The sequence below is a fragment of the Pseudoalteromonas sp. BMB genome (genome assembly GCF_001709235.1).
Taxonomy (GTDB): Bacteria; Pseudomonadota; Gammaproteobacteria; order Enterobacterales; family Alteromonadaceae; genus Pseudoalteromonas; species Pseudoalteromonas maricaloris.
On the sequence record NZ_MBQA01000195.1, the window covers coordinates 14,409 to 34,101 of the forward strand.

Sequence of the window (19,693 nt, forward strand, 5' to 3'; positions counted from 1 at the left end):
GTGCAAAAGCTCAGTACACTTACCCGCTTATTTGAGTTTTGATATTTTTTCAATGATAGGAATCGAACACCCCCCTAAGCTGATCATTTTGGCAGGTGGATTAGGAAGCCGCTTTGGTGGTAATAAGCAGGTTGCTGAGCTGCCAAGTATCGATAAAAGCATTATGGAATTGAGCATAATTGATGCGCATCATGCTGGTGTGCGCGATGTTATTTTGATCATCAATGATAAAGTGCGAAGTCTAATCGAAAATGTGATATTGCCACGATTGCCAAAGGCGCTGAACATTACTTTAGTGCAGCAGCGGCTTAGCGATATTCCGAATGAATTTATCGACTGTTTGGCAGGGCGAGAAAAACCATGGGGCACAGGACATGCGCTGTTGTGTGCAAAACCATACGTTGATAAGCCTGCGATAGTTATTACGGCGGATGATTATTACGGGCCTGATGCATTTGAGCAGCTTGTTGAACATTTTCAGCATCATAGCAATATGGCGATGGTCGCATACCCAATTATAAATACCTTATCAGATCAAGGTGGAGTAAACCGTGGCGTTTGTCAGGTACAAGCGCAACAACTACACTCGGTTGAAGAGGCATTAGATATTCGCTTTGAAAACGGCGAGTTGTCAGGTGATATTGCAGGTAAGCGGTGTAAGATAGCAAGCTCTGCGCTGGCTTCGATGACCTGCTGGGGTGTGACACCGTCACTTTTTGATTCATTAGAAGTCGGGTTTAACGCGTTTTTAAGGAATTATGACAACGGTGTCAAAAAAGAGTATTATCTGCCGGATTGTATCCAACATAGTATCAATAAGGGCCTACAAACCGTGTCGGTCTACCAAGCTAAATCACATTGGTACGGTATAACTTATAAGAGCGAACTAGACATTGTCGCGAGAAAGATTTATGAAGCACGTCAGGGAAGATAATCATCTCCACACAATTACATCCGACTTAACTCCTTTTGAGGTGAATATGGAGTATCAAGCCGTTGCGCAACAACTTGCTGGTGAGTACGGTCTCATTAGTGAAGAAGCTAAAATGAAGCCGATCGGTAGTGGTCATATCAACACGACTATGCTGTTGCAGGACAATCACAAAACCATGGTAGTACAAAAGCTAAATACCGCGGTGTTTCCAAACCCTTTGCATCTTGTTGAAAATGCGCGAGCGATTGAACAGCACTTAACAGCAAAAGCCTTAAATGGAGAATATAGTCTCGCTATCATAAAGCATCTAGCGACGAGTTCAGGCCAATATTTAGTCGATATTAATGACGAAGTTTGGCGTGCGCTTGCATTTATTGGCCGCAGTTATAGCGAAGACGTAGTGGCAAACGAACAACAAGCATTAACGGCTGCAAACGCCTTTGGGCAGTTTGCACATGCGCTAAATGATTTTGATGCGGCGCAGTTACATCATGTCATTCCAAACTTTCATAACTTGGCGATGCGTATTGATGCATTTAACCAAGTGCTAGCGAAAGACGAGCATGGTCGCGCGGAAAAGTGCAGTGATGTTATCGCTGCTTTTCAGCAGCAATTTGCACTTGCAGAAGAATTGCAGCAGGCACAAAAACAAGTACCACTTAGAGCTTGCCACAACGATACCAAAATCAACAACATGCTGTTCTCAACACAGAGTGATGCAGCGAGAGCCGTTATCGACTTAGATACGTGTATGCCGGGTAACTGGTTGTTTGATTTTGGCGATATGGTGCGCACCTTCTGTTCACCAGAAGCTGAAGACTCTACGAACTTGAGTAATGTGCAGGTAAGAGAAAATATCTTTGCTGCGTTGGCACAAGGGTATATTGAACCGTTACAAGACAGTGTGACTGAAGCAGAAAAAGACAGTTTTATTCTTGGCGCCAAAGTGATGCCATTCATGATAGGTCTGAGATTTTTAACAGATCACTTAGATGGAGATAATTATTTTGCAACCCACAGAGCCAATCATAATCTTGACCGTGCGAAGAACCAGTTTGCGTTGTATTCCAGTGTGCTAGAAAAAGAGGATTGTCTGAATAATATTATCAGAGCAATTTAACGATTTAGTATATTTTAAGAAAAAGCGCTTCAAGCGCTTTTTTTGCGGCTTTATCGCAATGTTTTGAACCTAAGATTGGGATAGGTTAGCTTGATAGCGAGCAGTATTAGTGCTGTTAAGAAGTATCGTTTAGGAGTAAGAATGAAAAATATAAACCGCCGCGACTTTTTAAAAGCCGCAGGAGCGGCAGCGGCTGCGAGTGTAGTAGTTGGGTGCGCAAGCTCGAATCAAAATAATAGCATTGTACCTAAGCAACAAGGCCGCTCTGTCATTGGGCTCGTAGCACCAAAAATGGACGTGGTTCGGGTAGGTTTTATTGGGGTTGGCCAACGTGGCTATGGTCATGTAAAGCGCATGAGTCACATCGATGGTGCACGTATTGTCGCGATTTGTGATACCCATGATGAAGTGCTTGAAAAATCGGCTGACTATCTTGTGCGCGAGCGAGGTTTGCCGAAACCTGCGCTGTATCGTGGTGGTGACTTAGCTTATCAAGAAATGCTAAATCGGGACGATATTGACATCGTTATCATTTCAACGCCTTGGAAATGGCACGCGCCGATGGCAATTGATACCATGAATAGTGGTAAGCACGCGTTTGTTGAAGTGCCTTTAGCGTTGACCGTTGAAGAAATGTGGCAGATAGTCGACACCGCAGAGCGCACGCAAAAGAACTGTATGATGATGGAAAATGTCAATTACGGTCGCGATGAGTTGATGGTACTGAATATGGTTCGCCAAGGTGTATTCGGTGAGTTATTGCATGGTGAAGCTGCATATATTCATGAGCTACGTTGGCAAATGAAGGAAATTGAGCACAAGACCGGCTCATGGCGTACACACTGGCATACTAAGCGAGATGGTAACCTATATCCAACTCATGGTTTAGGTCCAGTATCTCAGTACATGAATATTAACCGAGGTGATCGTTTTGATTACTTAACTTCTATGAGTTCTCCCGCCCTAGGTCGTGCAGCCTATGCAAAACGCGAATTTCCGGCAGATCATGAGCGCAATCAACTACATTATATTGCGGGTGATATGAATACCACGATGATTAAGACCATCAAAGGACGCAGTATCATGGTACAACATGATACGACCACGCCTAGGCCTTATTCTCGTCACAATCTTATTCAAGGAACTAATGGGGTCTTTGCTGGTTTCCCTAATCGTATCGCGTTAGAGCAAGGCGGTGCTAAGAGTTTCCATGAATGGGATTACGAAATGGATCCATGGTACAAACAATACGACCATCCGCTTTGGACGAAAATGGGTGAAGAAGCACAGCGCAATGGTGGTCATGGTGGTATGGACTTTTTAATGTTCTGGCGCATGATCTATTGCCTGCGCAATGGTGAAGCGCTAGATCAAGACGTATACGACGGTGCAGCTTGGTCGGTAATTTCTCCGTTATCGGCTCAGTCAGTGGCTAATCGCAGTGAATCATTGAGTATTCCAGACTTTACCCGTGGAGCGTGGAAAACCGCTAAACCATTGGGTATAGTGACAGTGTAAAGATACACACTTTATCATCGTCGAATTAAGCGCTACAGGCGCTTTTTTTATACTCGATTAATACGGCTTTTGGAGTGGCTATGATGCGCTATCGGTTCTTATTATTCTTTATATTAATACTGAGTGGTTGTAGTAACTCGGTTAATATCAGTAAGAAAAATACATTCATCAGCCATGCCGATGCTTACTTTAATACCTATGCTCAGCGGCAGAACTTTACCCAGTTTATCGAGTTCTATGCAGAAGATGCCGTGCTGGAAGATATGGTTTTTGGCCATAAGGCACGAGGTAAAGATCAGATTACGGCTTTTTTAAATTGGTCTGCTGGGAATTTTGCTGTGCTGGATGAGCAACCCGTCTTAGTGGTAGAAGATAAGATAGTCGATACCACGACTAGAACTGTGGTTGCTAGAGGCGTTTTTAATCGCTTTAATTATGCGTCACGCGAGTTAGGGCCTTGGCGATTTCTGATAGTGCTAAAGTTTGACGAAAAAGGTAAAATTATCTATCAGCAAGATTGGATTAACTATACCCCAAAATCGGATTTTACCGGTGGGGAAAATCTAAACCAGCAATATTAATAATCGGCTGCCATTTGTAAGGAGCGCCCATGCAAGTTTCTGTTGAAATAAGCAAGTACCCACTGCACCAAGACTATATCCCTTTTATTAAAGGTTTTATTGATAGGCTGAATGAGCATGAAGGGATCAAGGTGATCACAAATACGATGTCAACTCAGGTCTTTGGTGAATTTGATTTAGTGACCTCAGTATTGAATCAAGAAATGAAACACTCATTTGAAGCTTACGGAAAATGTATTTTTGTTTGTAAGTTTATCTCAGGCGATTTATCTCCAGCTGATAGTGCCTGCGATTAATGGACTGGTTTACTGAAACCTTTGCAGGATTCACAGCGATGTCGAGTTGGGAGTATATCGCTGTGGTGCTGGCTGTAGCCTATTTACTGCTGGCAATTCGAGAGAATATTTGGTGTTGGCCTGTGGCCTTTATTAACACCTTCATCTATACCGTGCTTTACTGGAACGGAGCACTAGTGATGGAATCACTGTTGCACTTTTACTATATGGTCATGGCCGTTGTTGGTTGGTGGATGTGGCGGCAGGGTGACAAAAACAAGCCTAGTGATATTGTTTCTTGGTCGTTATCAAAACATCTTTCAATCATTGTTATCACTTCAGTGGTTTCCGTTGTGCTCGGGTATTTCACCAAGCATTATATGGCAGCAGATCTCGCCTATTTAGATAGCTTTACCACGTGCTTTGCGGTGGTGACGACCTATTTAGTGGCTAAGAAAATTCTTGAAAACTGGTTATATTGGGTCGTGATTGATGCAGCCTCCATCTACCTTTATTACCTTAAAGGTTTCTATCCTACGCTGGTACTATTTATTTTCTACACCTTGATGGCGTGTTGGGGCTACAAGCGTTGGTACGAAGAATATGAAGCTAAGCAAGGAAAGACGCTTGCAGCACTCTGAGCTTGAAAAATTAAAAGTAAAGGTGGATACCGTATTCAAGGTTTCAGCTGAGCGATTAGAAAAGCTAACTAAAGGTGTGAGTAACAATAATTACCTGATGGTGAGTAAGGGCGAAAGCTACCTATTAAAATGCTATAGTCATGGTATTCCTACTGAGGCATTAAAGGCACAGAATGAGTTAGCACAGCAAGGCATTACTTCTAAAGTACTGCAGTACGACCTACGCACTCGTATGGCACTGTTCACCTTTATGCCAGAAGTGTGTGCTGAGCCAAAGTTAAATACTGCGTTGTTAGCACAAGTTATTCAGGTGCATAGCTTAGAGCTTGAAGTATACGAGGTGCTGGACTTAGTCGGTTATGTTCAGGCTATTGATGAGAAACTGCGTCACTTAGTTGACATCGAATGGCTTATCGAAAGCTTAGCTTCTTTACCCGTGGATCAGGCGTTTTGCCATAATGACTTAGTCATGAGCAATATTATTCAAAGCCCAGAGGGGGTTCGGTTAATCGACTTTGAGTATGCTTGTCATAGTGACATATTTTTTGATTTAGCAGCGCTGGTGTGTAGTTTTAGCTGTGGTGTTGAAGCAGCACTTACGATAGTTGAGTCTTACTTTTCTCTAAAGCGGCAAGCCATGCCTTCATACGCTCAAGCTAAACTGACGGTATTTTGCCAAATTTATTTGATTGTTAGTATTCAATGGTACGAGCAGCGCGGCGTAATGATAGAAGCCGAAAAGCTTAGGCAGTTACTGAAGCAGTGGATACTGTAGCTACAAGCTGAGCCAGTAGTATGTGATATTCCTTGATCACATTACTGGCCATCACTATTGGGTAGTTTAAATCCCACCCAGTCGCTGTGCTAGCTCTTTGTATTTTTCAACATCGGCTTTGTCAAAGATAGGTTCGCCATTGGCATCAGTGTCTTTGGCGACTAGCAAGTTTTCTCGTGCGAGGCGTCTTACGCGCTCAACCTTTACGTCAAGAAACTCTGCAACTTGCTCTGTTGTCATCGGTGTCATATTTGGGATCCTCAATGATGTATCGCGATATTTCTGAACGGGCAGCAATATCAGTCTATTTTATTATTTTCAAAGCATAGTTGAATAACTGGTTTTTTGCCCAAAGTACAGCTTTTTTTAAAAAATAGGTTACTAATTAGTCATATAGCAAACATTGTCTGGCAATTGCCTGCACTTAGCATTATTATGTTGGCGACGCTCTCGTGGTGAAATGGATATCACGTAGCCCTCCGGAGGCTGAGTTCTAGGTTCGATCCCTAGCGAGAGCGCCAATGTTCACTCCTACTTACAACCAACCTTTGCGTTTAAAGTACACGCCAATACCGCCAGTTAGTACCACCAACATAATAACAAAAAAGGCAAATGCGCCACCCCATTCAGTGCCAGGAATACCGCCAATATTCACCCCTAACAAGCCTGTTAAAAATCCAAGTGGTAAGAATAATGCTGCAACGACGGACATCACGTACATTCTTTGGTTTAATTGTTCATTTTGATGGTTCGTGATCGCATTTTGGATCACTTGTGCACGTTCAATCGCAGCCTCTAATTCTTCGATATATCGACTTAAGGCATTGCTCGCCTCTTCAATCATGTGTCGATGATCTTCATCTAGCCAAGCAATCTTTGCCAATAGCAGTTCGCTAATAGCAAGTTTTTGTGGCTTAAGATAGCGTTTTAAACCAATGGTTTGTCTTCTTAATGTTGAAAGTTGCTGATAGTTTGGCAGCTGCTCACTGCTTTCCATCGCATCTTCAAATTCATCAAGCTGTTCTTCTATTTGCCAGATGATGTCTTGCATTCGCACAGAAAGTCGCATCACCAATGTAGACAGTAACTCACCGATACTTTTTGCGCCTTGACCCTTTTTAAGCGATGCCAACATATCTTGGGCAGACATAATATGGCGCTTACGACAGGTGATAAGTAGTTTATCGTTTGCAAAACAGCGAATAGAAACCATGTCTTCAGGGCTTTGCTTGGGATTAAGGTTCACGCCACGCAAGAACACTAGCAAACCTTCATCGCCATTAGCCGTTCTCGGACGAGTTTCATCTGCGGTTAGCGCTTCTCTTTCCCAGTCATCCAAAAACGTTTGTTGCTTCAGCCATTCGGTCGTTTCGTCGAAGCTGTAGTCAAAATGGAGCCAAAGTGGCTCCTTGTGAATTACGGATTTTACTTCACTCAGATCGCAAAGTAGCCGACCGCCACCTTGACCGTCGAGCACAAACGCATGGAGTAATCCAGTCATAGCTAATTCCTATTAAAAAGTTTGTCCCAAGACTGACATAGATAATTTAATTTTCAAATTCATTTAGGTCCTAAAATCTTGGCGATGAAATAAATTGTTTGAATACTCTATTTTACTTTAGCTCAGTATAGGGCTTTACCTTGAAAAATGTGTAAGTGGTGTTACTGTAAGTTAAGGTGCTTGGCTTAACAGAGCGTTTTTATCTTTAGGATAAATTTATTTTGTTTTTCAAGTGACTTGAATCAGCGTATAAGTCCGAACTCATTTTGTACGAGAGCGTAATATGATCACAGTTGGTTGGAGAGAGTGGCTTTCCTTACCCGATTTAGGTATCGAAAAAATCAAAGCGAAAGTAGATACTGGAGCAAGAACATCATGTCTGCATGCCTTTAAGGTTGAGCCTTTCAAAACAGAACAAGATGAACTTTGGGTAAGGTTTTGGATCCATCCCAAACAAGACAATACCGACTATGAAGTCTGTAGTGAAGCAAAAGTAGTAGATGAGCGCGTTGTTACCGATTCAGGCGGTCATAAAGAACTACGTTATGTAATAGAAACAAATTTAACTATCGGCAATCAGGCTTGGCCAATTGAAATCACGCTAAGCAATAGAGAAACCATGAAATTTAGAATGTTACTGGGCCGCACGGCGATGCGAGGCCGCATCCTTGTTGATCCAGAACAGTCATACTTAAGTAATAAAACGGATAAATCATGAAAATTGGCATTCTTTCAAGGAATCAATCTTTGTATTCAACACGTCGTTTAATTGAAGCGGCAGAGCAGCGTGGGCATGAAGTTGAGGTTATTGACGCGCTACGTTGTTATATGAATATCAATAGTAGCGAGCCTGAAATTCACTTTAAGGGTCAGCAGTTGAGCGGCTTTGATGCGATTGTTCCGCGAATTGGTGCCTCTGTGACGTTTTATGGTTGTGCGGTACTCAGACAGTTTGAAATGATGGGGGTTTACCCATTGAATGAGTCTGTTGCAATCACTCGCTCAAGAGATAAGTTGCGTTCATTACAGTTACTGTCAAGAAAAGGCGTAGGCATGCCAATCACAGGCTTTGCCAGTAAGCCTGATGACGTTAAAGACTTACTGGAAATGGTTGGCGGCACACCGGTTGTGATCAAGCTACTAGAAGGCACACAAGGTATTGGTGTGGTGTTAGCTGAGACACGAAAAGCGGCGGAAAGCGTTATCGAAGCATTTATGGGCTTAAAAGCCAACATCATGGTGCAAGAGTATATTAAAGAAGCTGGTGGTGCGGACATTCGCTGTTTCGTTATCGGCGACCGTGTCATTGCCGCGATGAAGCGTCAAGCGCAAGAGGGCGAATTCCGTTCAAATCTGCATCGTGGTGGTTCTGCGACATTGGTAAAAATCACTCCGGAAGAGCGCCGCACTGCAATTGCTGCAGCAAAAGCCATGGGCCTAAATGTTGCCGGTGTAGATTTATTGCGTTCAGAGCGTGGTCCTTTGGTGATGGAAGTGAACTCATCTCCGGGCCTTGAGGGCATTGAAAAGGCAACAGGTAAAGACATAGCTAGCTTGATCATCTCCTTTATCGAGAAGAATGCAGCGGCGAAAAGGACTGCTACACGTGGCAAAGGTTAAAATCAACCAACCCTTTACGTTATTAGATACACGAGTGGGTGTTGCTGAAAGGCAGACTGTCCAGTTGGAAGTGGCCAAGCTCTACACCCACACACCAATGACTATTCCGATTGAAGTCGTTAATGGCGCAGAGGCCGGGCCGGTACTTTTGGTCTGTGCCGCAATTCACGGTGATGAATTGAATGGCGTCGAGGTCGTGCGTCAGCTATTAAGTAAAGTCGATGCGGCGACGCTACGTGGCACCTTGATAGCGGTGCCTATCGTAAATATCTTTGGCTTTATTCATAAGTCTCGCTATTTACCTGATAGACGAGACCTAAACCGCTGTTTTCCAGGTTCTGAGCAAGGCTCGTTAGGGGCTCGAATGGCATCTATGTTTTTCGATTTGGTGGTAAAGAAATGCACCCATATTATCGATTTACATACCGGCGCGATTCATCGCTCTAATTTACCGCAGATCCGTGGTGACTTGTCCTGCGAAATGACCAAAGAAATGGCGATGGCGTTTGGTACGCCGGTTGCGATAGATGCGCGACTGCGTAATGGTTCGCTACGAAGTGAAGCGGCGGGATTGGACATTCCTGTTATCACTTATGAGGCGGGAGAAGCGTTGCGGTTTGACTCATTGGCCATTGCAGCTGGATTGCAAGGGGTTGAAAATGTCATGCGCAAACTCAGAATGCTGCGTGGGCGTCGCAGGAAACAACGTCACGATGCAGTTATCGCGGCAGCGACAAGTTGGGTGCGTGCAGACGTTGATGGTATTGTTCGAGCTCAAGTTAACTTGGGTGAACGCGTATCAAAAGGTCAAATTTTGGCTTATATAGACAGTCCATTAGGTCAAAGCGAAGAAGCGATTATCGCGCCCCGTAGTGGGATAGTAATTGGCCAACAAATGCTACCTTTGGTGAATGAAGGAGATGCAGTTTTTCATTTAGCTTACTTTGCACATGCAAATAGCATTGTTGAACAACAGCTAGAAACTTTTATTGACGATATAGGCCCTATTTCTTAGGGCCTAATGTTCTTCTTGGTGTTGGAACCTGTTTAGGTTTAGCCGGTTCCTGACTAAGCACCATAACGGGTCGAGTAACAAACAAGTTGTTAGGATATACGACCTTATGGCCGTCAACGTGGCGCAGTACTACACTCATCAACCCCATCTCTACAATACAGCCTTCAACAAAGTTTGCGCCGTCGACAATTCTTACCCAATTCCCAACGCGATAATCGTTTTGAATAAACATCAGTAAGAATGAAGTCAGATTGGAAAGCAGTGACCAAGCGGCAAACATGGCAACACCAAGCATCGCAAATAACGATGAACCAAGCACCAGTAAACCACGAAGTTCTATGCCCCAGAATACGAGCATAAAACAGACGAATACAAAGGCAACGAGTACACGAACGAGTAAGTCGGCACGTTGTTTACGATGAGAGTCTATTTTTCCGCGTGTTACTTTTTCTAAGAGTTTGCAACATGCTTTCATTAATAGTGGGAAGGATAATAGCGCCACCAAAGTTACAATTAGCTTGTATTGACTGAGTGCGAAATCTAACAAATGCAAAATCGTATCCTAAGAAATTTTTTCTGCTTTATATCATGTTTATTGTTGTGCGACACCGTTAAAAGCGATTTTTTACCGTTAATAGCCACTGTACGCTATCGACGTTATCCGGGCCATTGATTGGCGCAGCTAAATCAATATGAACCATGATATCTGAATTGGCTCGGCTAGGTGCTAAACGCAAGCCAATACCGACATTTTTTAGGACTGATTCATCTGCTTCAATCGGCAGGTGAGAGTGGTACGCGCGACCCACGTCAAAAAAAGCTGCACCACCAATTTTGAATAAACGCAGTAAGTCATATTCCCAGTAATAGCGCTTTTCGATATTGAGTAGCATACTTCGACTACCTTGCTGATATTTTATTGGGTATCCGCGAAGTCCGGTTTCACCCCCTAACGTAATTTGATTATCAAAGGTCAGGTTATTTCCGTAGGTATAGCTCGCATTGATAAACCAAGACTCATACAAGCTGGTATTTAAATAGTATTGAAAGGTCGTTTTCGCTATTAGGTTTTCGGTTTTATCTGTGTCTTTGTTCCAGTTGCCACTAACATCAAAATAAAAACGCCATAAGCTGTGATCTGAGGTGTAGTGCGCTGTATTGGCAGAAAATGAATAGACAAGACGCTCAGTATCGTCACTCCAAGATTCGGCTGAATAGCCAAATAGAGCATTAATATTCCAACCTAAATTAAGATCCTCTGTACGATAAATCGAGTCGAAATTGCGTACCTTTACATAGGAATCTTCAAACCACTGTGCTTGAACATAAGGGTAGGTGAGCGTTCTATCTTGTGCAATGGGTAAAGTGGTATCAGCTATCTCACGGAAGGTATGCTGCTCATGTCTAACGCCTGCGATGAGACGGCGAGTCCAACTACCCGATAGCGCTTTTGAGTGTCCGAAGTAAACTTGCGTGACATCCGTGGATTGACTGAACTCTGAGATTGTTTCACCTTCAGAATATATGGGCTCTTCACGTTTGTCGGAATAACTCGTAAAACCATAACTATATGGAGTATCGGTTGCAAAAAATGGATAGCTCACATCAATATAGTGGCGTTCACCATCGTCATTATCTGAATATTCTACGCGACCACGATATCTTGAGTTTAAAATATTAGGGTCATCATAGACAAACTGATAACCAGAGCGGTCGACCTCTTGTATGTGGGTAAAAGAAAGGCGCTTTCCCCAGCCAAATAAATTACTTTCTCTAAACCCAATTCGAGAAGTATTCTCCCCACCACTACGACTAAAACTTAAATCGGGCAATAGTGTCCAAAGATCCCGCGTTACAACCGTAACTAAAATATCACCATCACAGTTTTCCACTGCATAGATACGTGCATCATATAGGTATGACTGATTGCGAAGGAGTCGTTCGGATTCACTGAGTTTTCTTGGGTTGTAAGCATCCCCTTCCTGAAAAAGGAGCACGCTTTTTAATACTTCGGGCTTGGTTTGAATATGATAACGGTTGGCAAATCGGAATAGGGCATTGTCTTCTTCAGGTTTATCGGTATCGAAAACATTAAGTTGTTTTAGAGTGATAGCGACGACCTTTTTACCCTCTGCGGGCTCAGGATAGGCTTGTTTGCTGTCTAGCTGGCGTGAAAGATTTTGGTCGCTTTGTGCTTCAACTCGGTTATTACCACAGCTATTAGCAAAATCAACAGTAGGCACTTTTTCAGCTTGCGCAGCTGCATTTAGGCTACACATTAGCACAATACTATTACACGAAATCCTCTTTACATTCATCACAGAGCCTTTAAGTCTAATATTCCTTTAGTATGGATTATATTGTTGCAGCTTGCTTTAGTTCTGCAACAAAAGTAATAATATTTATAGACTTAAAGAGCTTTATGTGGACTTAACGAGAAAGTTGTTGGCGTAGGAAAGGTAGGAGTTCTAAGGCATCAACGCCATCAGGAGCTATCCACACACTCTCACTGTAATGTTCAAAATTTAAATTAAAATTACAGCTTTTATATGAAAAACGCCACTGAAGTCTATCCGCTCCAGCCGAGAATTCAATTAACTGAATCTCATCTTGATGTAAGAATATTTGCCCCCAAAGTTCAAATTCATCGTCTTGAGGTGTAATTTCACAGCTGACGATAATCACCTCGTGTGAATTATCCAAAGTGAGTGTAGTCATTATTCTCTTTCCAAATAATTGCGAATGAGCTGCATGAAAGGGGCACCGTACTTGCTGAGCTTAGTAAAACCGACACCAGACACTTGCAAAAACTCACTATCAGTTGTTGGCGTTCTTTGTGCCATTTCTGCCAATGTTCGGTCGTTAAATACAACATACGGCGGTACATCATCTTCATCTGCGAGCTGCTTTCTGAGTGCACGAAGCTTAGCAAATAGCTTCTTATCGTAATTAAACTGAGCCAGTTTATCTTGATAGACATGCTTAGCTACAAGTCTTGGTTCTGCGAGTTGCAGCACATATTCGCCGCGAAGTACGGCGCGGGCGGCTTCTGTTAATCTAAGCGTTGCGCCTTGAGTAATATCTTGACTCAATAAACCATGATGGATCAATTGACGTAAGATACTCAGCCAAAATTCATTGCTGTGCTCTTTCCCGATCCCATAGGTTGAGAGGGTATGGTGGTTTTGTTCTCTGATCCTTGCGGTATTTGCCCCACGCAAAATATCCACAATGTAACCAATGCCAAAGCGTTGCTCTGCACGGTATACGCACGATAACGCTTGTTGGGCAACTAATGTGCCATCAAATTGTTTCGGTGGATTAAGGCAAATATCACAGTTACCGCATGCTTCACGTTGATATTCGCTGAAGTAATTGAGCAAAATTTGACGACGACAGGTTTGCGCTTCAGCAAAACTCGACATCGCCTGAAAGCGCTGTTCTTCGACCTTACGACGTTGCTCGTCTGGAATATCTTCAAAAAAGCGTCTAACGCGGGGAATATCTGCAGGATCAAAGTACATAACGGCTTCAGCAGCTAAGCTATCTCGCCCTGCACGGCCGGTTTCTTGATAATACGCTTCTACACTTTTAGGAATATCATAGTGAACCACAAATCGCACGTTGGGTTTATTGATCCCCATCCCAAAAGCAACGGTTGCAACTACGATTTGAATGTCATCTCGGGCGAAGCGGTTTTGTACAAATTGGCGCTGATCATTATCTAGACCTGCGTGATAACCAGCTGCATTGAACCCGGCATCAATCAGCTTTTCGGCAATATCATCAACACGTTTACGGCTACCACAATAGATTATGCCACTTTGCCCCTTTTGCTCTTTTAAATAGCGGATCAATTGCGACAGGGGTTTGAACTTTTCTTCGATGGTGTAACGAATATTGGGTCTGTCAAAGCTACCGGTATAGATAAATGGTGCTTGCATACCTAATTGCTGGACAATATCTTTTCGTGTCGCTAAATCAGCCGTTGCGGTTAATGCCATCATCGGAACAGACGGAAAATGTTGACGCAATTCTTTTAAACGAAAATAGTGCGGTCTAAAGTCATGTCCCCAGTGGGATACACAGTGAGCTTCATCAATGGCAAATAAACTGATGTTACAGTTGGATATGCGTTCAATAAAGTCTCGTTGTAAGGCCTTTTCTGGTGCAACGTAAAGCAGCTTTAAACGACCTTGGAAAAGCGCGTCATAGATATCTCTTTGCTGCTCCCAAGCGACGCTGTTGTTGATATATTCAGCGGCTATGCCTTGTGCTTTTAACTGCGCGACCTGATCTTGCATTAATGAGATAAGTGGCGATATAACAATTGTCACGCCTGCAAATAATGCTGCTGGGACTTGGTAACAGAGTGATTTACCGCCGCCGGTAGGCAGTAGTACAAGCGTATCCTGACCAGCTAAGCTAGACTGAATAATATCAAGCTGACCATCTCTAAACGTACTGTAGCCAAACACATCATTCAGTACTGAATGAGGGTCGTTAATTGGGGTGCTTACGAGGGTATCCATCGGCGTCATTTTAGAGCTTTTTTTGAACCTTGTCTTTGCTTTTTATCTAATCTTAAGAGACTTGAATAAGTTTTGAGCACTTGTTGGCTTTAAACTTTGTGATTGTGAATTCATCGAACTTTCATCGCCGTGATTAGTAAAAATGAGTATAATGATTGACCTCTTAGTTGATCCCTCCAAAGGTTAAACGCCCGTGATTGAAGAACAAAAGAAAGGCCATTTACTCGCTGTACTCGCCTTTTTTATGTGGGGACTTGCACCCATCTATTTTAAGCAACTCGTCCATGTCGACGCGATTGAGATACTCATTCATCGCGTTGTATGGTCTGTATTTTTTATTGCACTAATTGTGCTGGCAAAGCAGCAATGGCCCAAAATTAAGGCCATACTGGCTAATCCAAAGTTGCTGGCGATGTTGACACTCACTGCGTTGCTGTTGGGTTTTAACTGGGGTTTATTTATTTGGTCAGTGAATAACGGCTTTATGTTAGACGCGAGTTTGGGTTATTACATCAACCCATTACTTAACGTGCTATTGGGAATGCTATTCTTATCGGAAAGGTTGAGAACGGCGCAAAAGTTTGCTGTGCTATTAGCGATAGTGGGTGTGGTATTACAGTTAATTAGTTTTGGTTCATTCCCTGTCATTGCGTTTTCACTGGCGGGATCGTTTGCGATATATGGATTGTTACGTAAGACTTTAGCGGTTGAATCGCTTCCGGGATTGCTGGTGGAAGCCCTTATTCTCACCCCAATTGCACTGGCTTATTGGTGGTGGGTTGAGCCGAGTGCCACAAGCAACCTTTGGAATAATGATTGGTATACCAACACGCTATTGATAAGTGCGGGTGTGGTGACAACTTTACCTTTGTTATGCTTTACCGCAGCAGCAAAACGGATACCCTACACGACACTTGGTTTTTTTCAATATATCGGGCCGAGCTTAATGTTTATATTGGCGGTACTCTTTTACGGGGAAGCCTTTGATGCTGAACGAGCTATAACGTTTGCCTTTATTTGGGGCGCGCTGGTGATGTTTAGCTTTGATTCTTATCGAGATAAAAGAAAGCGCTTAGTGAACTAAGCGGTTTCTTCCCGAAGCTTTCGCCTGATATAAACGCTCATCGGCTTGTTTTATCAGGCTTTCTATGTCCGTAGTCACCTGAGCGGCAAGTCCCATTGAAACAGTAAACGAGATCCGCTGTTCAGTCAGTTCGTTACTACTTTGCTCTAAATATTCCCTGAAGCACTCTAGTCTTTCTTTGCAATGATCAGCCACCGTATCTTTAAAATATATCGCAAACTCTTCGCCGCCTAATCGAGCGACTAAATCATTGGGAAAGTATTGAGCAAACGCTTGGCCAATTGACTCAAGCACCGCATCGCCGCCTTCATGGCCATATTTGTCATTTACTTGCTTAAAATGATCTATATCTATCATAGCGATCAGCCCGTAGAGCTCCTTTTTATGTCTTGCTTTTAGGCTTTTCTTTACGGTATCGAAAAAGTAGCGTCGATTTGGCAAGCTGGTTAGATAGTCTGTATTTGCTTGTCGGCGTATCGTTTGAATATGTTCTAGCATATCGACGTTCTGGCTAAGACGGCAGTAAAACTCTTCAGCGTTAAAGGGTTTTCTGAGGTAGTCATTAGCACCATTTTTCAAAAATCGTGTAGATAAATTTTCGGTTTCAACTCCAGATATACCAATTATCGCTTTATCATCATCAGTGTAGAGTCGCCTAATTTCGATACATAACTCTTCGCCTCGCATATTTGGCATTTCATTGTCGGTAATGATCACTGAAATATCTGGATTGTCTTTTAATACCGCGAGTGCCTCTATGCCATCACAGGCTTCTAGTACCTGATATTTATGGCGAGTGAGGAGTGCTGAGACATAGTGTCTCGACGAAATAGAGTCGTCCACAACCAGTACTCTGACATTTTCGTTTCTTGGCAGGCGTTCTAATTGGCGACGTAAATAATGATAGGCTTGTTTATTTTCCTTGGTGATATAGTCGATGATGGGGTATTGCTCAACGATTGAGCGAGTCTGACTTTCAAGGTTACCAGTCATCACTATAGTAGGAATATCAGCTTTAACCGTGCAGGGAATAGCTTCTCCAAGCGGCGCATCAGGTAACACAAAATCTACTACGGCACAAAAATAGTCGTGCTGTGATAATAATACTTTGGCTTCAGCCAAAGACTCTGCAATATCTACATGATATCCCACAGTGGTTGCAATATGCTTTTGCACCTTCGCAATGGTGGGGGTGTCTTCAATGATTAAGATTTTCCGTAACACAACCTTCGCCAATCATTTCCAGTTTTACTAATTCTTAACCTAACTGCGCTTAATTGCAATGCTTGTGCTAATAAACAGATAACGACTAAGAACAAAATACGAGAAAGATAGGGAGTGATGAGGTAATCGAGGTTGAAATGGTATAAATAATAGAAGTGCCTAGACACCAACGACAGAAATAAGGTTACTCTGTTGGCGTCTAAGCTTTATAGGATTTAGACGATTTCGCTTATAGCTCGTCGTCAATATCTACCGGGATCACCACGCTACCATCGTTTTGAACTTTAGAGCGTCCAAATAGCGTGTGAAACTTTGTCTTACACGTAGTATGCTTCAAATATTTGGTCCAGGCTTTTTCTACAGCGTTAGTTGGAGGAATTAACCCTTCCATTACCTGAACAAACTGGGATTGGAAACTGTTTTGAGGTTCTTCTGCTTTGCTGTATAAGCTTCTTAATGTGGCACCACAGCGTTCAAGAATTTCGGCTTCTTGTAGCGTGAAGTGACCACTGCGTCCGAATCCTCTAGGGAAGTTGGCGTCATCATAAAAGGCTCTGGGGCTTGCAAATGCATTTTTCAAAGTCGCTAAATTATGATCCATAACTGAGTCCTCTAAGATTATCTGGCTGGAGTATGGACCAAGTTTTATAATTTTTTAAACGAGTAATTTTTATCGTCAGGAAGAAAAATGGACATAGATCTATTAAAAACTTTTGTCGAAGTTGTCAAAACCCGTCACTTCGGTCGAGCGGCAGAAAATTTATACATCACTCAGTCAGCTGTAAGTTTTAGGATCCGCCAGCTTGAGCAAAGTTTAGGGGTGAATCTTTTTATTCGCCAGCGTAACAATATTCAGTTAACTGCGCCAGGTGAAAGGCTGTTACCACACGCCAAAATGATCTTAACTGGGATGCAGCGCGCCAAAGTCGATGTTGCGCTTGCAAACAATATGCACAAGCAATTGTCATTGAGCGGCACGGCTAATATTTGGGACGCATTTTTACAATTCGGGATTAACCATATTGTATCTGCTATGCCCGGAGTATCGCTTGTTGCTGAAGTGAAAGCACAGCAAGAAAGCACGCGACTATTATTAGAGCGAACACTGGACCTTGCTGTACTATTCGATCCGCCAAAAGTGGATGAACTGGTTGTTAAGCCAATTAGCGATCTTGCTATTATTCCTGTAAGCACTTTTGATAACGCAACAAAGGAAGACTTTTTTGACAACCAGTATGTTTATGTTGATTGGGGAACTGCTTTTTCTCTATGGCATGCAAAACAGTTCACTGGCGCAACCCCTCCTTATTTTAGAACCAGCACCGGCAGAATAGCACTCGATCTTATTCTTCAGTGTGGTGGCTCTGCATTTGTGCCAGAAGCGTTAGCGTTAGAGTCCATCGAGGCTGGAAGGTTGGCTCAAGTTGATGAAGTAGAAAGTAACTCAAGAGAGATATTTGTGGCATATCACAAAGACAACGACCAACTAGAGCAAATAGAAACCATCGTAAATTTACTGGGGGCGGTGAAGTAATTCTTATAATGAATCTTTTGTGACGCATTTCTTAAAGTTGGGTGTCATTTTATTTTCAGAAATATTTTATGTGTAATATTTTTGTCATTTACCAGTGTCAAACTGCGCGTGTTTTGAAAATACGTGTTGCGATATTGAGGAAATACACATGAAACTAACTAAGACTGCTTTAGCGCTATCATTACTAAGTGCATTCACTTTTCAAGCAAACGCTGAAGTAGATGTTTATGGTAAAGCGAATGTATCGGTACAATCTTCTGACGATGGTGCAGGTTCAGTTACTGAAATTAAAAGTAACGCCTCTCGCTTTGGTTTCAAAGGTTCTGAGAAATTAGACTCTGGTTTAGAAGTTATTTATAAGCTTGAGTTCCAAGTAGATGTCTCTGACGCTGATTCAAAAGGTGATAAAGATAATATTACTGCACGTAATCAGTACGTGGGTTTAAAAGGTAACTTCGGTGAAGTGGTTATCGGCCGTAATGACACTGCATTAAAACAGTCTCAAGGTAAGTTAGACCAGTTCAACGACCTTGAGGGTGACATTAAGGTACTCTTTAAAGGCGAAAACCGCTTAGGTGATTCAATTTCCTACAAGTCGCCAAGCTTTAATGGCTTTAGAGTACTAGGAAGCTTTATTGCTGAAGACAGCGAAGAAGGTGAAAACGGTTTCTCTACTGCGCTAACATATGGCGATGCTGGATTGAAAGAGTCTGCTATCTATGCAGCGATTGCGGCAGATAGCGAAGTAAATGGCTATGACACGGTTCGTTTCACTGTTCAAGGTAAAGTAGCTGACTTCAAACTTGGTGCAATGTACCAGACACAAGAAAAGGTGGATGGAAGTGCAGAGGCCGATGGGTACTTACTAAATGCAGCGTACAAATTGGGCAATGCGACCTTGAAAGCACAGTATCAAGTTGTTGATTTCGATGCCGGTGACAAAGTAGATGGTGTTTCTGTCGGTGTTGATTACAAGCTTGCTAAAAACGCGAAGGTTTATGGTTTCTACTCAACATTTGATGCAGACAACCAAGTAGAAAAGGATTATCTAGGCTTAGGTATCGAGTATAAGTTTTAATTTATAGACTTTATCCAAGCCTAAAATAGCGAAACACCCGCCTAATGCGGGTGTTTTTGTTTGTTTTATATTCTGGTTGTTTTCTTTTTGCTCGAACAAACGTTTTTTCGCAATTTTCTTTAAAAAAAGGGTTGCACTAAAATCGGATCGCCCTATAATGCGACCCCACTGACACGGGGCGCTACGCTGAAAAGCAAAGCAGTAACGAGTTAGCGTCAAGTAAAACTTAAGTTCGAAGCTTCTTCTCAAGAAATTCAAAAT

General features: G+C 42.7%; 21 protein-coding genes and 1 tRNA gene. 14 read left to right on the forward strand and 8 right to left on the reverse strand.

What is annotated here, in order from left to right; translation table 11 throughout:
• The first annotated feature begins 52 nt into the window (after positions 1 to 52).
• The 7 genes from BB427_RS19315 to BB427_RS19345 all read left to right on the forward strand — a co-directional run bounded on the left by BB427_RS19315 (position 53) and on the right by BB427_RS19345 (position 5,844).
• Positions 53 to 934 carry a nucleotidyltransferase family protein gene (locus BB427_RS19315; protein WP_069022632.1) on the forward strand — a complete coding sequence of 294 codons (882 nt, stop codon included), beginning with the start codon at positions 53 to 55 and terminating at the stop codon, positions 932 to 934.
• A gap of 46 nt (positions 935 to 980) precedes the next feature.
• Positions 981 to 2,054: a phosphotransferase enzyme family protein gene (locus tag BB427_RS19320; protein ID WP_039493054.1), complete on the forward strand. Its 1,074-nt coding sequence runs from the start codon at positions 981 to 983 to the stop codon at positions 2,052 to 2,054.
• A gap of 141 nt (positions 2,055 to 2,195) precedes the next feature.
• Positions 2,196 to 3,572 (forward strand): Gfo/Idh/MocA family protein, encoded by a 1,377-nt coding sequence (locus BB427_RS19325; protein ID WP_069022634.1) that lies wholly within the window; start codon positions 2,196 to 2,198, stop codon positions 3,570 to 3,572.
• Positions 3,573 to 3,652: 80 nt separating this feature from the next.
• Positions 3,653 to 4,153 (forward strand): nuclear transport factor 2 family protein, encoded by a 501-nt coding sequence (locus tag BB427_RS19330; protein WP_069022636.1) that lies wholly within the window; start codon positions 3,653 to 3,655, stop codon positions 4,151 to 4,153.
• A gap of 29 nt (positions 4,154 to 4,182) precedes the next feature.
• On the forward strand, positions 4,183 to 4,449 hold the full coding sequence (locus tag BB427_RS19335) for a YkoF family thiamine/hydroxymethylpyrimidine-binding protein (RefSeq protein ID WP_017218496.1): 267 nt from the start codon (positions 4,183 to 4,185) through the stop codon (positions 4,447 to 4,449).
• Positions 4,449 to 5,069, forward strand: coding sequence for a nicotinamide riboside transporter PnuC (pnuC, locus tag BB427_RS19340; protein WP_039493061.1), 621 nt, complete (start codon positions 4,449 to 4,451; stop codon positions 5,067 to 5,069). Before BB427_RS19335 ends, pnuC begins: the two co-directional genes overlap by 1 nt.
• The gene (locus BB427_RS19345) at positions 5,032 to 5,844 is read left to right on the forward strand and encodes a phosphotransferase (protein WP_254663674.1); all 813 of its coding nucleotides are present in this window, start codon (positions 5,032 to 5,034) and stop codon (positions 5,842 to 5,844) included. Before pnuC ends, BB427_RS19345 begins: the two co-directional genes overlap by 38 nt.
• A 66-nt stretch (positions 5,845 to 5,910) precedes the next feature.
• Here BB427_RS19345 and BB427_RS19350 read toward each other — a convergent pair whose 3' ends face one another.
• Positions 5,911 to 6,093 carry a helix-turn-helix domain-containing protein gene (locus BB427_RS19350; protein WP_010607231.1) on the reverse strand — a complete coding sequence of 61 codons (183 nt, stop codon included), beginning with the start codon at positions 6,091 to 6,093 and terminating at the stop codon, positions 5,911 to 5,913.
• 197 nt (positions 6,094 to 6,290) lie between these two features.
• On the opposite strand from BB427_RS19350, the gene BB427_RS19355 reads away from it, so the two are divergent.
• A tRNA-Arg gene (locus BB427_RS19355) sits at positions 6,291 to 6,365 on the forward strand.
• Positions 6,366 to 6,379: 14 nt separating this feature from the next.
• Here BB427_RS19355 and BB427_RS19360 read toward each other — a convergent pair.
• Complete coding sequence (locus BB427_RS19360) at positions 6,380 to 7,345, reverse strand: zinc transporter ZntB (RefSeq protein ID WP_010607232.1); 966 nt, start codon at positions 7,343 to 7,345, stop codon at positions 6,380 to 6,382.
• A 283-nt stretch (positions 7,346 to 7,628) separates the two neighbouring features.
• Here BB427_RS19360 and BB427_RS19365 point away from each other — a divergent pair, with 283 nt between their 5' ends.
• Genes BB427_RS19365 through BB427_RS19375 form a run of 3 tightly spaced genes read left to right on the forward strand, consistent with a single transcriptional unit; the run spans position 7,629 to position 9,980 of the window.
• Positions 7,629 to 8,063: an ATP-dependent zinc protease family protein gene (locus BB427_RS19365; protein ID WP_010378990.1), complete on the forward strand. Its 435-nt coding sequence runs from the start codon at positions 7,629 to 7,631 to the stop codon at positions 8,061 to 8,063.
• Positions 8,060 to 8,965: a 30S ribosomal protein S6--L-glutamate ligase gene (gene rimK, locus BB427_RS19370; RefSeq protein WP_010378991.1), complete on the forward strand. Its 906-nt coding sequence runs from the start codon at positions 8,060 to 8,062 to the stop codon at positions 8,963 to 8,965. Before BB427_RS19365 ends, rimK begins: the two co-directional genes overlap by 4 nt.
• Positions 8,952 to 9,980 (forward strand): succinylglutamate desuccinylase/aspartoacylase family protein, encoded by a 1,029-nt coding sequence (locus BB427_RS19375; protein WP_010378992.1) that lies wholly within the window; start codon positions 8,952 to 8,954, stop codon positions 9,978 to 9,980. Before rimK ends, BB427_RS19375 begins: the two co-directional genes overlap by 14 nt.
• Here BB427_RS19375 and BB427_RS19380 read toward each other — a convergent pair.
• The 4 genes from BB427_RS19380 to recQ all read right to left on the reverse strand — a co-directional run bounded on the left by BB427_RS19380 (position 9,970) and on the right by recQ (position 14,521).
• The gene (locus BB427_RS19380) at positions 9,970 to 10,533 is read right to left on the reverse strand and encodes a mechanosensitive ion channel domain-containing protein (RefSeq protein ID WP_017218501.1); all 564 of its coding nucleotides are present in this window, start codon (positions 10,531 to 10,533) and stop codon (positions 9,970 to 9,972) included. The two genes, BB427_RS19375 and BB427_RS19380, sit on opposite strands and share 11 nt — an antisense overlap.
• Before the next feature lie 58 nt (positions 10,534 to 10,591).
• Entirely contained in the window at positions 10,592 to 12,259 is a 1,668-nt protein-coding gene (locus tag BB427_RS19385) for a POTRA domain-containing protein (protein ID WP_069022640.1), read from the reverse strand.
• 151 nt (positions 12,260 to 12,410) lie between these two features.
• Entirely contained in the window at positions 12,411 to 12,698 is a 288-nt protein-coding gene (locus tag BB427_RS19390; protein ID WP_069022642.1) for a DUF3630 family protein, read from the reverse strand.
• Positions 12,698 to 14,521: a DNA helicase RecQ gene (gene recQ / locus BB427_RS19395; protein WP_139119089.1), complete on the reverse strand. Its 1,824-nt coding sequence runs from the start codon at positions 14,519 to 14,521 to the stop codon at positions 12,698 to 12,700. The genes BB427_RS19390 and recQ overlap by 1 nt, the downstream gene beginning before the upstream one ends.
• 184 nt (positions 14,522 to 14,705) lie before the next feature.
• Here recQ and rarD point away from each other — a divergent pair, with 184 nt between their 5' ends.
• A complete protein-coding gene (gene rarD, locus BB427_RS19400; RefSeq protein ID WP_039493074.1) occupies positions 14,706 to 15,596 on the forward strand; it encodes an EamA family transporter RarD in 891 nt (296 codons plus the stop codon).
• On the opposite strand, the gene BB427_RS19405 is transcribed toward rarD, so the two are convergent.
• Positions 15,585 to 16,820 carry a GGDEF domain-containing response regulator gene (locus BB427_RS19405; protein ID WP_175401304.1) on the reverse strand — a complete coding sequence of 412 codons (1,236 nt, stop codon included), beginning with the start codon at positions 16,818 to 16,820 and terminating at the stop codon, positions 15,585 to 15,587. The two genes, rarD and BB427_RS19405, sit on opposite strands and share 12 nt — an antisense overlap.
• A 229-nt stretch (positions 16,821 to 17,049) precedes the next feature.
• The gene (gene maoP, locus BB427_RS19410) at positions 17,050 to 17,421 is read right to left on the reverse strand and encodes a DUF413 domain-containing protein (protein WP_010607241.1); all 372 of its coding nucleotides are present in this window, start codon (positions 17,419 to 17,421) and stop codon (positions 17,050 to 17,052) included.
• 87 nt (positions 17,422 to 17,508) lie between these two features.
• On the opposite strand from maoP, the gene BB427_RS19415 reads away from it, so the two are divergent.
• Positions 17,509 to 18,354, forward strand: a complete 846-nt coding sequence (locus BB427_RS19415) for a LysR family transcriptional regulator (RefSeq protein ID WP_069022649.1) — start codon at positions 17,509 to 17,511, stop codon at positions 18,352 to 18,354.
• Positions 18,355 to 18,502: 148 nt separating this feature from the next.
• Positions 18,503 to 19,432 carry a porin gene (locus BB427_RS19420; RefSeq protein WP_069022651.1) on the forward strand — a complete coding sequence of 310 codons (930 nt, stop codon included), beginning with the start codon at positions 18,503 to 18,505 and terminating at the stop codon, positions 19,430 to 19,432.
• Positions 19,433 to 19,693: the final 261 nt, after the last annotated feature.

Coding starts and splice junctions, on each gene's coding strand:
- BB427_RS19315 (WP_069022632.1), top strand. CDS start 53: ATGATAGGAATCGAACACCCCCCTAAGCTGATCATTTTGGCAGGTGGA.
- BB427_RS19320 (WP_039493054.1), top strand. CDS start 981: ATGGAGTATCAAGCCGTTGCGCAACAACTTGCTGGTGAGTACGGTCTC.
- BB427_RS19325 (WP_069022634.1), top strand. CDS start 2,196: ATGAAAAATATAAACCGCCGCGACTTTTTAAAAGCCGCAGGAGCGGCA.
- BB427_RS19330 (WP_069022636.1), top strand. CDS start 3,653: ATGATGCGCTATCGGTTCTTATTATTCTTTATATTAATACTGAGTGGT.
- BB427_RS19335 (WP_017218496.1), top strand. CDS start 4,183: ATGCAAGTTTCTGTTGAAATAAGCAAGTACCCACTGCACCAAGACTAT.
- pnuC (WP_039493061.1), top strand. CDS start 4,449: ATGGACTGGTTTACTGAAACCTTTGCAGGATTCACAGCGATGTCGAGT.
- BB427_RS19345 (WP_254663674.1), top strand. CDS start 5,032: ATGAAGCTAAGCAAGGAAAGACGCTTGCAGCACTCTGAGCTTGAAAAA.
- BB427_RS19350 (WP_010607231.1), bottom strand. CDS start 6,093: ATGACACCGATGACAACAGAGCAAGTTGCAGAGTTTCTTGACGTAAAG.
- BB427_RS19360 (WP_010607232.1), bottom strand. CDS start 7,345: ATGACTGGATTACTCCATGCGTTTGTGCTCGACGGTCAAGGTGGCGGT.
- BB427_RS19365 (WP_010378990.1), top strand. CDS start 7,629: ATGATCACAGTTGGTTGGAGAGAGTGGCTTTCCTTACCCGATTTAGGT.
- rimK (WP_010378991.1), top strand. CDS start 8,060: ATGAAAATTGGCATTCTTTCAAGGAATCAATCTTTGTATTCAACACGT.
- BB427_RS19385 (WP_069022640.1), bottom strand. CDS start 12,259: ATGTGTAGCCTAAATGCAGCTGCGCAAGCTGAAAAAGTGCCTACTGTT.
- BB427_RS19390 (WP_069022642.1), bottom strand. CDS start 12,698: ATGACTACACTCACTTTGGATAATTCACACGAGGTGATTATCGTCAGC.
- recQ (WP_139119089.1), bottom strand. CDS start 14,521: ATGACGCCGATGGATACCCTCGTAAGCACCCCAATTAACGACCCTCAT.
- maoP (WP_010607241.1), bottom strand. CDS start 17,421: ATGGATCATAATTTAGCGACTTTGAAAAATGCATTTGCAAGCCCCAGA.
- BB427_RS19415 (WP_069022649.1), top strand. CDS start 17,509: ATGGACATAGATCTATTAAAAACTTTTGTCGAAGTTGTCAAAACCCGT.
- BB427_RS19420 (WP_069022651.1), top strand. CDS start 18,503: ATGAAACTAACTAAGACTGCTTTAGCGCTATCATTACTAAGTGCATTC.